Raw genomic sequence first — 13224 nt, forward strand, 5'->3', positions numbered from 1 at the left:
ATCAGACGCGCTGTTGACGAGCGACGAGCTCCATGTCGCCTTCGACCATCATCTCGACCAGCTCGCGGAACGAGGTCTTCGGCTGCCAACCCAGCTGGGCCTTCGCCTTCGCCGGGTCGCCGATGAGGAGATCGACTTCGGCTGGACGCATGAACCGCTCGTCCTGCACCACGTGGTCCTGCCAGTTCAGCCCGACGTGGCTGAAGGCGATCTCGCAGAACTCTTGCACGCTGTGGGTCTCGCCGGTCGCGATCACGAAGTCGTCGGCGGTGTCTTGCTGGAGCATGGCCCACATCGCCTCGACATAGTCACCGGCGAATCCCCAGTCGCGCTCGGGATGCAGGTCACCCAACGGCAACTCGGTGGCGAGACCCTGCTTGATCCGAGCCACGTGATTGGTGATCTTGCGGGTGACGAACTCGAGCCCACGACGCGGCGACTCGTGGTTGAACAAGATGCCACTCGTGGCGTGCATGTTGTAGGACTCGCGGTAGTTCACGGTGATCCAGTGCCCGTAGAGCTTGGCGACGCCGTAGGGCGAGCGGGGGTAGAACGGGGTGGACTCGGTCTGGGGGACGGCCTGGACCTTGCCGAACATCTCCGACGACGACGCCTGGTAGAAGCGGATGTCACGGTCGATGTCGCGCACGGCGTTGAGAAGGCGGGTCACGCCAAGGGCGGTCGTTTCGCCGGTGAGCACCGCCTGCTGCCACGAGGTCTGGACGAACGATTGGGCGCCGAGGTTGTAGATCTCGGTGGGCCGCACCCGCCGGACGACGTCGTGCATCGAGGCCTCGTCGAGGAGGTCGCCCTGCTCGATCCGGATGTCGTCTTGGATGTGGGAGATACGTTCGAAGTTCACGGTCGACGACCGTCGGACGATACCGACGACGTCGTAGCCCTTCTCCAGGAGGAACTCGGCCAGGTACGAACCGTCCTGGCCGGTGAGTCCGGTGATGAGTGCGCGCTTGGTCATGTTTGCTCCTGCGGGTCGGTAGCGGTCGGGTGGGCGGCCGCGACGCGAAGTCTTGCATCTTCGAGTACGTCAGCCAGGGTCTGGTCGAGTGGGATGGTCGGCGTCCAGCCGGTGTCGTCGTGGAGTCGGCGCGCCGACCCCCGGTGCACAGGCACGTCGATCGGGCGGAGTAGCGACTCGTCGATCGCAGTGTCGATCTCGACCGAGGCGAGCGACCGTAGCTGTTCGAGCACCTCGCTCATCGCCACGTCGTGCCCGGTGCAGATGTTGTAGGTGCGCCCGGGCGTTCCCCGTTCGGCGAGGAGGCGGTAGGCCCGTACGGTGTCGCGGACGTCGGTGAAGTCGCGCCGAGCGGACAGGTCGCCATGGCGGACCTCACCGCCACCGGCGAGCTCGGCTTCGGCGATGCGCTGAGCGAAGGCCGCAACGACGAAGCCTGGTGACTGGCCCGGCCCGATGTGGTTGAACGGCCGGGCGATGACCACGTCGAGATCGTGAGAGCGGTCGAACTGGAGGGCGAGGACCTCGGCCGCCGCCTTCGAAGCGCCGTACGGCGACGCGGGGTTGGTGGGCTGTTCATCGAGGATCGGCATGCTGGCGGGATCGAGCGGGCCGTAGACGTCGGCGCTCGACACGATGACGACTCGGGCGACGCCGGCACCGTCAGCCGCTTCGAGCACTGCGAGCGTGCCCTCGGTGTTGACTCGCCAGACCTGGCGAGGATTGGCCCACGACGCGCCGACATTGCTCCAACCGGCAAGGTGATAGATGACGTCGGGGGCGGCGTCGGCGACCAGACCGCGCCAACCGTCGAAATCGAGCAGGTCGGGGCCCCGCCGTGACGGATCGGCCGGATCGGAACCGATGACGGTGTCGCCACATTCGGTGAGGTGGGCCACCAGGTGAGGTCCGACGAATCCGGTTGCGCCGGTGACGAGTGCGTGGGCCACTGCGACAGGGTAGCGACATCGCCACCCTAGGTGTGCGAGAGGGGGCACGACGTGGTCATTCCCGCCGGCGGCGAAGTTGGCCGGGGTGCCGGGTGCGAAGCTTCTGCGGAGGTAGTCTTGCGGCCTCGTGACCGACGCCCCTGCAGCCCGCGCTGCTTCTTCCGAGAACCCCCTCGTGGTCGGACCAGAAGCCTCTGAGCTCCCCATCGACGCCCCACTGGCGTCCGAGGAGCTGCTTGGCGACGGTGGCGGTCCGCCGATCGTTGCCGTGGTCATCGTCGACCGGGGGTCGAACCATCTCGAGCGCACCCTGCAATCGGTGGCGGCGCAGGAGTACACCAATCTCTCGGTCCTCGTGATCGATGCCACCGACGGCGAACCGATCACCGACTTGGTCGCCCGACTTCTTCCCGACGCCTACCTCCATCGCATGCCGAACCGCCTCGGTCGAGCCGGCGCAGCGAACAAGGCCAGCGAGCTCGTCTCCGGTGCGTCCTTCTATCTGTTCGTGACCGCCGGCTTCGAACTCGAGCCCTCGACCACCTCGTCCTTGGTCGAGGAGCTGTATCGCTCCAACGCCGGCATCGTCGCCCCCAAGGTGGTCGACGGCAACGACCCTCGCCGGCTCCGCAGCGTCGGCATGGGTGCCGACAAGTTCGGCGTCGAGGTCGACTACGTCGAGCCGGGCGAGTTCGACCAGGAACAGTACGACACGGTTCGCGACATCTTCTTTGCCCCGAGCGGCGTGCAGCTGGTCCGGGCCGACCTCTTCGCTGCACTGGGCGGCTTCGACTCGGCCATGACCTGGTACGGCGACGACCTCGATCTGTGTTGGCGCGCCCACACCGCTGGAGCCAGGGTCGTCGCCGTACCGCGAGCCGTGGTCCGCTCCCTCGGTATCGAGGCCGACCCCGACGAGCGGCGCCAGCTCCTTGCGAGGCACCGACTTCGAGCGTTGTGCGTCACGTCGACTCGTTTGCATCTCGCCCGCATGCTGCCGGTCGCCATTGCGTTGCTGCTGATGGAAGCTGCCTACTCGCTGGTGGCCGGTCGCCGACGCCAGGCCCGATCGGCCGTCGGTGCCATCACATGGAACCTCCGCAACCTCGGCCAGATCCGGGAGCGGCGCAAGGTCGTGCACGCCCTGCGCAGCGTGTCCGATCGTGAAGTCGGAGCGCTCCAGATGTCGGGTTCGGCCCGCCTCAGCGGCTTTTTCCGGGGCCAGTTCGACGTCGGCGACCGGGTCGTCTCCTTCGCCGGCAACTTCCGCGACTCGTTCACCGGTCAAGATGCTGGTGCGTTCCGCGACGGCTTCATCATCTCGACGTTGATCGGCCTGGTCCTCGTCATCGGGAGTCGTGGACTCATCACGGGTGGAGTGGTTGCCACCGGACAGTTCCTCGACCTCCCCGGCGCCGCCACGCTTCTGAAGGAGTATCTCGGCGACTGGCGGACCGTCGGGCTCGGTGGAACGGGCAACTCGGCCACGGCATTCGGAGTCCTCGGCCTCGGCAAGCTCGCCTTCTTCTGGGGGACCGGCGTGTTCGACACCCTGCTGGTGATCGGGCCCCTGTTCCTCGGCACGCTCGGAGCGTGGCGCCTGGCCCGCCCCTACGGCACGCTTCGCGGCAGCGCCTTCGCCGCCCTGGCGTACGCCGCCAACCCGCTGTCGATCGCCGCCATCGGCGCCGGCCAGTGGAACGCCCTTGTCGTCTTCGGCGCCGGTCCGTTCCTCGTTGGCAGCCTCCTGCGAGTGCAGGGAAGTGCGCCGTTCGGCGACATCGGTGGGTCGCCCAGTCAAGACATCGTCCAGCGGACGCTCCCGGTCCGGCTGGTCCGGTTCGGGCTGCTCGTGGCGGCAGTCGCCACGTTCGTCCCGTCCGTGATCCTCGTGGTGATGGTGGTGATCGTCGGCCAGATCGTCGGCAACCTCCTGTTGGCGAAGACTCGGGGCATGGTCAACCTGGTGCTCGCTGCCATCACCGCGGTTGTGGTGCCGGCGGCGCTGCACGCTCCGTGGACGTTCGACATCATCCAGCGTGGAACGTGGCAGTGGTTCGTCGGGCCGCCGTCGCCCGAAGCCACCTTCGATTCGCTGGCCGACCTCATCCGCTTCGCCCCGGGCATCTCCGAACCGCGCCTCCTGACACTCGGCCTCCTCCTTGCCGCTTCGCTGTCGCTGCTCATCGGCACCGGCGTGCGGCTCGAAGCTGGTGTTCGTGGCTGGTCGCTCGCTGTTGCGGCCTGGCTGCTGTTGTGGAGCGCTCGACGAGGCTGGTTGCCGATCGAGCTCCCCGCCGCCGAGCTGATGCTCGTCCCTGCTGCGGTGGGCGTAGCACTGTCGATCGGTGCGGCAGCGCGCGCCGTCGAGATCGACCTCGTCGGCTACAAGTTCGGCTGGCGCCAGGTCGTGGCGTTCCTCGGTGTCGTCGCCATGGCCGGTGCGGGTGTGCAGCTCCTGCGCAACTCCTACAGCGGACGTTGGGACCTGCCCGAGCAGAGCTATGCCGCAACCACCGATCTGCTGACCGAGCAGCTCGAGGGTCCCGCTCGGGTGCTGTGGATCGGCGAACCGTCGATCCTGCCCGTCGACTCGCTCGAATCGGCCGAGGGGGTCACCTATGCGATCACCGAGGGCGGCGAACCCACGGCGTTCGGGCGCTTCACGCCCGGGAACTACGGGCTGAATGCACAAGTGGGCGAGCAACTCGATCTTGCACTGCGTCGTCAGACGGTACGTGTCGGCCGGCTCCTCGCGCCCTACGGCATCGACTTCGTGGTCGTGGTGCCCCACCTGGCGCCTGCTCCCTACGCAGGCCAGACCTTCGAGGCACCCGAGGACTCGCTCACTGCGCTGCTCGGGCAGCTCGATCTCCAGCGAGTCTCTGGCGTCGCCGACTTCACGGTGTTCCGCAACGAGGCTGCCCGCGGGCCGGTCGTCGGCGTCGAGCACGACATCACCGACCTGGACAATCGAGCCGACATCTTCCTCGACACCGATCTTTCGGTCGGTCGCCGAATGGCCGCCGACTTCGGCTCCGGCTCGTGGAGCTGGAACGCGCCGATGGTCGACCCCGACGCAGAGGTGCTCCCCGAACCGGCGTCGATCCTGGTTGCCGTCACCGGCGACGGCTGGGTCGCCAGCGGTGATGGCGTCACGGCCACGCCGACGGCAGGAGGCTTGCTGGCCGTCGATGCCGGCGGCGTCGACCAGTGGTCGGTCCACCGCCCCGTCGCCTGGTTGCGTTGGTTGCTCCTGATCGCCGAGGCGGCAGCCGTGGCGATTGGTGTTTCCATTGCACGCTCGGAGGATCCGAGCCGATGACACCGTCGGAGGATCCGAGCCGATGACTCGCTGGACTGCCGTGATCGTGTTGATCGGACTCCTGGTCGCCGGAGTCGCCTACGACCGCGTCGACATCGCGCCCGTTCCCGAACCCGAGGTGTCGCTGCCCGAGCCGGTGAGCCCGGCGATCGACGCCAGTGGGTCCTTGAGCACGGTGTGGTTCTGCCCAGTCGGGTCGGGATCGGCCGAAGGCATTGGACTCCACACCCTGGCGCTGACCAACGCCGGCGACACCGATGCGGTCGCCACCATCAACCTGCTCAACGGCAGCGGGCCTGGCCCGTCGGCTCGCATCGACCTTCCTCCTCGCTCGACCGAAACGTTCGAGGTCGCCGAACTCGACCAGTCGAACCTCGTCGGCGCCGTCGTCGAGATCGTCGGTGGCGAGGGGGTGGTCGGACACAACGTGGCCACGAACCGGGGTATCACCCAGGCGCCGTGTGGAACCGAGACGTCCGACTCGTGGTATTTCGCCGATGGCACGACCACACGCGACTCGAGCCAGTTCATCGTCTTGCTGAATCCGTTCTCCCAAGATGTGGTGTTCGACGTCGAGTTCCAGACCGCCACCCGCACCCGAGTGCCCGACGATCTCCAGGCGGCCGTTGTTCCCGGTCGCTCGGTGCGTCTCATCAACGTCGGCGACTACGTCAGCCGCGAAGCGAATGTCGCCACGAAGATCACGTCGGTGCAGGGCCGCTTCGCCGTCGAGCGCCTTCAGTTCTTCGACGGTCAGCTCGGTCCGTCGGGCGTGGCACTGACGTCGGCGGCGATCGCGCCCCGACTCGAGTGGTACCTTCCGGCGGGGCGGGTGCACGATGGCGGCGATCAGCGAGTCACCATCTACAACCCGGGGGAGAGCACCGCCGAGATCGACCTCGAGTTCGATCTCGCCGATCCGGCGGATCGCTCCTCGTATGGTCTGGTGCCGGTCGAGATCACCATCGCCGGTGGACGAATCGCCGTCATCGACCTCGTCGAGGAACTCTCCCGCGCCGGCTATCCGCTGCCGGCCGAGCTCGGCGTCACCCTGCGTTCGACCAACGACGTGGGGATCGTGGCCGAGCGTTGGCAGGTCACTCCCAAGATCGACACCTCGCTGATCGGGGCCGGTGGCACCAATGCCTCGATCGGGTTCGGCCGTGCGCCTCGTCGTTTCCAAGACGGTGAAGACGTCGAGTCACAGGACAATGCCATCCCGGATCCGTCGCTCGAACCCGAGGTGGTACCGCTGATCCAAGCCACCGCAACCGCCGGCGTCGGCATCTCGCACGGGTCCAGCGTGCTGTCCGACCGGTGGGTCGTGCCGTGGATGACCATCGGTGAGGGCGAACAATCCGTGCTGGTCGTCACGGCACCGGCCGGTGCGCTGGTCGAGGTCCAGCTGATGGTCGCCGGGGAACTGCTGCCTCCCGTTCGTTCCGCCGTTCCGGCCGAGGGCCGGGCACAAATCCCGCTCGCCGGCCCCGTCGCCGACGCGGCCGTGGTCGTCACCTCCGACGCGCCCGTGGCGGTCGAGGTCCAAGTCGTCACCCCCGAGGGCCGTCTCGCCGTGATTCCCGGGGTGCCGTCGGTGACGCCAATCGGCCCCGCCGCCCAGGGAACAGGAGCGAACGAATGACCCGCATCCTCGTGCTGATCGCCCTCACCGTGATCGCGGTGGGTGTGGCGTGGGCACTGCAACGCCGCCGACCCGATGCCCCGTCGGCGCCCTCGTACCGCGCCCCTCGCCAGCTCGACCGCGACGACTTCGACGTGCCGGCCGACCTCGACCTGGTCGTCGTCTTTGCCTCGTCGACCTGCGACTCGTGTCCGCTGGCGTGGGCGACCGTGACGGGGATCGAGCGGTCGGGGACCGGGGCGCAACGGGTGCTGGTGCAGGAGAACCCCGAGCTGCACAAGCGCTACAAGATCGACGGCGTCCCGACCACGTTGGTGGTCGATCGCGACGGTGTGGTGCACGCCAGCTTCTTCGGCCCGGTCGAGGCCGAGTCGATCATCGACGCGCTGGACTCGCTCAGCAGCGAATGATCAGTTGGCGGCAACCGCCGAGTCGAAGCTCGAGCCGTTGCCATTGGCCCGGGCCTCCTGCACGAACTGATCGATCTCGGCACCGCTGACGGTCTCGTTCTCGAGGAGCGTGCTGGCGATGCGGTCGAGGATCGGTCGGTAGGTGGTGAGCAGATCGCGGCACCGGTCTTCGGCGTCGAGCAGGATCCGCTGGGTCTCTTCATCGATCACCCGAGCGGTCTCGTCGGAGTAGTCCTTGCCGCTCATGAGGTCGTCGCCCAGGAACACCTGGCCGCCGCCACCCCACGCCATGGGGCCGACCTTGTCGGACATGCCCCACTCCTTGACCATCTTCTGTGCGGTCTCGGTGGCCTTCATGAGGTCGTCGGAGGCGCCGGTGCTGGTCATGTTGTAGACGATCTGCTCGGCCATCCGGCCGCCCAACATGACGACGAGGCGGTCCTCGATGTAGTCACGGCGGTAGAGGTGACGATCTTCCTGTGGCAGCTGCATCGTGACGCCCAGTGCCATGCCGCTCGGGATGATGGTGACCTTGTGCAGCGGATCGGCGTTGGGGAGGATCGCAGCGCACAGGGCGTGGCCGCCCTCGTGATAGGCGACGGCTTCACGCTCGCGGGGCGACAGCACCATGGAGTCGCGCTTCACACCCATGAGGACACGGTCGCGGGCTGCATCGAAATCGGAGCCGTGGATGCGCTTCTCGCCCCGGCGCACGGCGAACAAGGCGGCCTCGTTGACGAGGTTGGCGAGATCGGCACCGCTCATACCCGGTGCGCCACGGGCGATGAGATCGACGTCGACATCGTCGGCGATCTTCTTGTGCTTGATGTGCACGTTGAGGATCTGCCGACGGTCCTCGAGCTCAGGTAGCGGCACGACGACCTGGCGATCGAATCGGCCCGGTCGGAGCAGAGCCGGATCGAGGATGTCGGGCCGGTTGGTGGCCGCCATCATCACGATGCCCTCGGTGGCCTCGAAGCCGTCCATCTCGGCGAGCATCTGGTTGAGCGTCTGCTCACGCTCGTCATGCCCGCCGCCGAGTCCTGCGCCACGCTTGCGCCCGATGGAGTCGATCTCGTCGACGAAGATGATGGCCTTCCCCATCTTGCGGGCTTCGGCGAAGAGATCGCGCACCCGGCTGGCGCCGACGCCGACGAACATCTCCATGAAGTCCGAACCGGTGACCGACATGAACGGTACGCCTGCCTCGCCGGCGACGGCTCGGGCGATGAGGGTCTTGCCGGTACCGGGAGGGCCGACGAGCAGGACACCCTTGGGAATGCGGGCACCGATGTCGGAGAACTTCGACGGATCCTTCAAGAAGTCGACGACCTCGGTGACTTCCTTCTTCACCGCGGCGTAGCCGGCGACGTCTTCGAAGGTGGTGCCGGGGCGCTCGGTCGAGTAGGTCTTGGCCTTCGAGCGGCCGATCGACATGATGCCGCCCATCTGGGATTGCTGGCGGCGAGACAGCCACCAGAAGAAGGCGATGATCAGCATGAGGGGGAGAAACAGGCTGAGCAAGCTCATGATGATGCTGCCGCCGGGAGTCTTCGGCGAGACGTCGACGTCGTTCTGGCTGAGCAGGCGCAGGTCGTCGTCGGGGATCGGCGAGAACCCGGTGGTGGTGAAGGTGTCGTTGCCGCCGTCAGGAGCCGAGCGATAAACGCCTTCGATCTTCGCGTTGGTGTTGTCGTACTCGATCGACTCGACGTTGCCCTCGACGACCTGGGTCTTGAACTCGGTGTAGCTGATCTCGTTGGTTGCTTGGGAGTTCTGGCTGGCCATCACACCGATGAGGACGATCAGCACACCGACGACGACCCAGAGGGCCCATCGGGGGAAGCCACCGTCGGCGCGGCCGGGCATGCGGGGATTGCGTCCGGGCGGAGGCGGTGGCGGGGTCGAGCCTTTGTCAGACATGGCTTCGAGTCTAGGCGGCTGGGTCGGGCTTGACTTGGTCGGGCCAGCCGGTCCGGCGTGCGTCACACCGAAGCTCGCGAAGATAGGGTCGGATCGTGCCGTCGCCCGGTTCCACCACCCTCCCCCCGCTGTCGCCGCCGGCACCACGATGGGGATTCGGCGACGTCGCCGGTTGGTACCTGGCAGCGTTCCTCGGGCAGTTCGTGGTCCTGATGGCGTTGCGCAGCATCGAGGGTGCCGAGCCGCCCGCCACCCTGCCGGTCTACGCCCTTTTCGTGCTCCAGGTCCCCCAGTGGTTGGCCTACGGGGTCGGCCCCATCGTGACCACGACCCGCCGGGGAAACGGGCCGGTCATCGATCTCGGGATGCGCATCCACCCGTCCGACCTCGGTATCGGACTGCCGGTCGGTGTGGTGACGCAACTGGCGGTGCTGCCGCTGCTGTATTGGCCGATCAATCGGGTGGTCGAGGGTGACCCTGGCGACGCCGCCCGCGAGCTGATCGATCGCATCGATGGCCCGTTCGACGTCGTCATGATGGGCATCCTCGTCGTGGTCATGGCACCACTGGTCGAGGAGATGTTCTATCGCGGCCTCTTCATGGGAGCGCTGCGGCATCGGCTGGCGGACACCGCCTCGATCATCGTCTCTGGCGTCGTCTTCGCCGCCGTCCATTTCCAGCCGCTGCAGTTTCCCGGCCTCCTCGTGTTCGGCCTAATCCTCGGCTACCTACGAGTCAAGTACGACCGGCTGGGTCCTGCGTGGGCCGCGCATCTCGCGTTCAATGCCGTGACCTTCGTGTTCCTCGTTTCCGGATGATCGGGTTTCCGGGCTGATTGGGCCGCGCGGCCCAACGGCGGCGGGTCAGGCGGTCCATTTCGCCACACCGTACTCACGCTTCGTGGTCGGACTCCGATCGAGTGGGCATGGACAGCACGATCCGACCTTGCCGCCGCTGCGGAGCCGATGCCGTGGTGATTGCCATGGAGTTCGATGGCAGCGTCGTCGACATGGAATCCTGCGACAACTGCGACACGCGCCTGTGGTCGATGGCCGGCGAGCCGGTCGAGCTGCAGGCCGTGCTGGCCGAGGTGGGGCTTCGGTCCGGCAAGCGTCGATCCTGAACCGGCGCCCGCCGGGCGACGAATCTGGGTGATGACAACGCAACGTCGCCCGGGGGTGCCACGATGTGGCGGTTATGTCTGTGGACCACGACCCCCTGACCGACACCGTGGCCGGCGACTCGACCGGCACGTCGGTCGATGAGCTTCGCGGTGCGCTCCTCGATCCGCCGGTCGAGGTCGTCCGACCCCCGGTCATGATCGACCAGACCGACGATCACGAGATGGTCGCCGATGGTGACAGCCTGCTGACGTTCCTCGGGTTCCTGGCGGCGCTCGCCTGCTCGGTCTTCGTCTTCGTGCAGCTACGACCCGACCTGTTGTTCTTGGACACCACGCCATCGGGTGGCGATATGGGCGCCCATGTCTGGGGTCCGGCCTTCTTGCGCGATCACCTCTTGACCCAGGGCCGACTGACCGGCTGGACCCCTGACTGGTATGCCGGGTTCCCGGCGTACCACTTCTACATGGTGATCCCGTCGCTGGCGATCATCGCCATCAACGCCGGCTTCAGTCCGGTCATCGGTCTCCCGATCGCCGCGGTCGCGCTCGCTGCTGCCGGTTTCGCCGCTCGTCGGTTCTCGTCGTGGCGGGTGCCGCTCATCCTGGCCGGGATCACGACCGCCGTTCTCGTGGTCGGCACGCCCTACGGTGTCGCCTTCAAGCTCGTCAGCGTGAGCGGTCTCGTGGCCTTTCCCGTCGCCGCCTGGTCGCTCGGCAAGCTGGCAGGCACCCGCGAGCCGGTGCCGGCCTTCCTCGCGTTCGGTGCCACCGTCTTCCTCTTCGACACCAACTTCTCCATCTACGGCGGCAACATCGCCTCGACCCTCGCCGGTGAGTTCGCGTTCTCCATCGGGCTGTGTCTCAGCCTGGTCGCCATGGGCGTCGCCATTCGCGGCATGGACCTGCACGCCGCTGGTGAACGCAGCTCGCGTGGCGTCGCCGCCGTGGTCATCGCCCTCGTTGCACTGTCGCACCTCATCCCGTTGTTCTTCGCCCTCCTCGGCCTGACGTTGGTGATGTTGATCGACCAGAAGGTGCCGCGCCTGTGGGTGCTGGCCATTGCGATCACGTTCTCACTGGCGCCGATGGTGCTGGCCGACGTGGTGCCGATCGGCACCCTGCTCGCTACGGCCGGCGCCGCCGTCGCCGTTGCGATCGCGATCATCGTGGCCGACGAACGGGTGCGCCGCCGGTTCACCTGGCTGCTGATCACCGGCCCGGTTGCCGCCCTGCTGGCATGTTTCTGGCTGGCGCCCTTCTACCTCCAGTCGGCCTACTTCAACGACATGGGTTGGGAGCGCAAGAACGAGATCGGTCCGCTGCTGCTGACCACGCCCATGAAGGTGGCGCTCCCCGTGGCCGCCGTCGGTGCCGTGCTCGCCATTGCCACGCGCGACCGCATGGGCATCATGTTCTCGATCATGGCCGGGGTGTTCGCGGTCGCTGTCGCCAACCTCGGAGAAGGCAAGCTCTGGAACGCCCGACTGCTGCCGTTCTACTACCTGGCGGTCTACCTCGCCGCTGCGGTGGGGATCGCCCACATCGCCCGCTTCTGCGCCGTGGCGGTCAGTGAACGTCTCGACCGGCCGGACCGCCGGGTCATGATCGGCTCCACGGCCCTCGGCGTTGCGCTGACGCTGATCGGGATCGCCATCCCCCTTCGTGCCCTGCCCGGCGGTGGTGTCAACGCCAACGGCGTCTACACCTGGGCCGGTATCCGTTCACACGCCCGCAGCTTCATCCCGTCGTGGGTGGCGTGGAACTACTCGGGCTACGAGGAGAAGCCGTCGTTCCTGGAGTACCGAACCGTGGTCGACACCATGGACCAGCTCGGCGAGACCAATGGCTGTGGGCGAGCCATGTGGGAGTACGACTCGGGCCTCGATCGCTACGGCACCCCGATGGCGCTGATGCTCCTGCCGCACTGGACCGACGGCTGCATCGGATCGATGGAGGGTCTCTACTTCGAGTCGTCGGCCTCGACGCCCTTCCACTTCCTTAACCAGTCGGTGCTGTCGGAGAACCCGTCGCGGGCGCAGCGAGAACTGCCCTACAAGGGATTCGACATCATCACCGGTGTTGCCCAGCTCAAGGTGATGGGCGTCAAGTACTACATGGCCCAGACCGACACGGCTATCGCTGCGGCCCGATCGCGAGACGACCTCGTCGAGGTGGCCACGTCGGAGCCGTGGGTGGTGTTCGAGGTCGTCGGCAACGAGTTGGTCGAGGGGCTCGAGTACGACCCGATCGTGGCCACGGGTCCCACCGACATGGGAGCGCTGGCCGGGAAGTGGGAGACCGGCTGGATCAGCCAGGCGGTCAACTACTACAACCAGGCCCAGTCATACGAGGCCCTCCCGGCCGAAGATGGCCCCGACGAATGGCAACGGGTCGACGTGCTCGTTCCCTCCGATGGCGACGAGATCGTCCCGGCAGTGGTGTCCGACATCGATGTCGATACCGACCGCATCTCGTTCACCGTCGACCAGGTGGGCAAGCCGGTGCTGGTGAAGGCGTCGTACTTCCCGAACTGGAAGGCGAGCGGTGCCGATGGCCCGTACCGAGCGGGGCCGAACCTGATGGTGGTGATCCCGACCGACACGAACGTCGAACTGCACTACGGCTACACCGTGATCGACATCTTCGGCCATCTCCTCACGTTGTTCGGCCTGATCGCCTTGGGCGCACTCGTCGTTGCCGATCATCGTCGCCGCCCGACCGGTCCCGATCCTGAGGCGATCGCCACCGACCCTGAGGTGGCCGACGACGTCGAGCATCCGCCGGTCGACCCGGAAGCACCAGGTCCGTTGGCCGATGTCGCGATGAACAGCACTACCCAATGAGGCCATCTGCCTGCCACGCTGGCGTACCCTGG

The 13224-nt window shown here is 67.0% G+C and carries 9 protein-coding genes; 6 read left to right on the top strand and 3 right to left on the bottom strand.

Annotation, left to right across the window (positions count from 1 at the left end):
* Nucleotide 1: 1 nt before the first annotated feature.
* Nucleotides 2–976, bottom strand: coding sequence for a GDP-mannose 4,6-dehydratase (gene gmd, locus R2733_16750; GenBank protein ID MEZ5378158.1), 975 nt, complete (start codon nt 974–976; stop codon nt 2–4).
* Nucleotides 973–1926 (bottom strand): GDP-mannose 4,6-dehydratase, encoded by a 954-nt coding sequence (locus tag R2733_16755; GenBank protein ID MEZ5378159.1) that lies wholly within the window; start codon nt 1924–1926, stop codon nt 973–975. Before R2733_16755 ends, gmd begins: the two co-directional genes overlap by 4 nt.
* A 127-nt stretch (nt 1927–2053) precedes the next feature.
* Here R2733_16755 and R2733_16760 point away from each other — a divergent pair, with 127 nt between their 5' ends.
* Genes R2733_16760 through R2733_16770 form a run of 3 tightly spaced genes read left to right on the top strand, consistent with a single transcriptional unit; the run spans nt 2054 to nt 7303 of the window.
* Entirely contained in the window at nt 2054–5251 is a 3198-nt protein-coding gene (locus R2733_16760; GenBank protein MEZ5378160.1) for a hypothetical protein, read from the top strand.
* Between the two features lie 22 nt (nt 5252–5273).
* Nucleotides 5274–6893 carry a DUF5719 family protein gene (locus R2733_16765; GenBank protein MEZ5378161.1) on the top strand — a complete coding sequence of 540 codons (1620 nt, stop codon included), beginning with the start codon at nt 5274–5276 and terminating at the stop codon, nt 6891–6893.
* Nucleotides 6890–7303 (top strand): thioredoxin family protein, encoded by a 414-nt coding sequence (locus tag R2733_16770; protein ID MEZ5378162.1) that lies wholly within the window; start codon nt 6890–6892, stop codon nt 7301–7303. The genes R2733_16765 and R2733_16770 overlap by 4 nt, the downstream gene beginning before the upstream one ends.
* Here the strand turns inward: R2733_16770 and ftsH are convergent, their stop codons facing one another.
* The gene (gene ftsH / locus R2733_16775; GenBank protein ID MEZ5378163.1) at nt 7304–9226 is read right to left on the bottom strand and encodes an ATP-dependent zinc metalloprotease FtsH; all 1923 of its coding nucleotides are present in this window, start codon (nt 9224–9226) and stop codon (nt 7304–7306) included.
* Nucleotides 9227–9321: 95 nt separating this feature from the next.
* On the opposite strand from ftsH, the gene R2733_16780 reads away from it, so the two are divergent.
* From R2733_16780 to R2733_16790, 3 genes are all read left to right on the top strand, one after another.
* Nucleotides 9322–10044 carry a CPBP family intramembrane glutamic endopeptidase gene (locus R2733_16780; GenBank protein MEZ5378164.1) on the top strand — a complete coding sequence of 241 codons (723 nt, stop codon included), beginning with the start codon at nt 9322–9324 and terminating at the stop codon, nt 10042–10044.
* 107 nt (nt 10045–10151) lie between these two features.
* Nucleotides 10152–10349 (top strand): hypothetical protein, encoded by a 198-nt coding sequence (locus R2733_16785; protein MEZ5378165.1) that lies wholly within the window; start codon nt 10152–10154, stop codon nt 10347–10349.
* 74 nt (nt 10350–10423) lie between these two features.
* Nucleotides 10424–13192, top strand: coding sequence for a hypothetical protein (locus tag R2733_16790; GenBank protein ID MEZ5378166.1), 2769 nt, complete (start codon nt 10424–10426; stop codon nt 13190–13192).
* Nucleotides 13193–13224: the final 32 nt, after the last annotated feature.

Source organism: Acidimicrobiales bacterium (genome assembly GCA_041394265.1).
Taxonomy (GTDB): domain Bacteria; phylum Actinomycetota; class Acidimicrobiia; order Acidimicrobiales; family SZUA-35; genus JBBQUN01.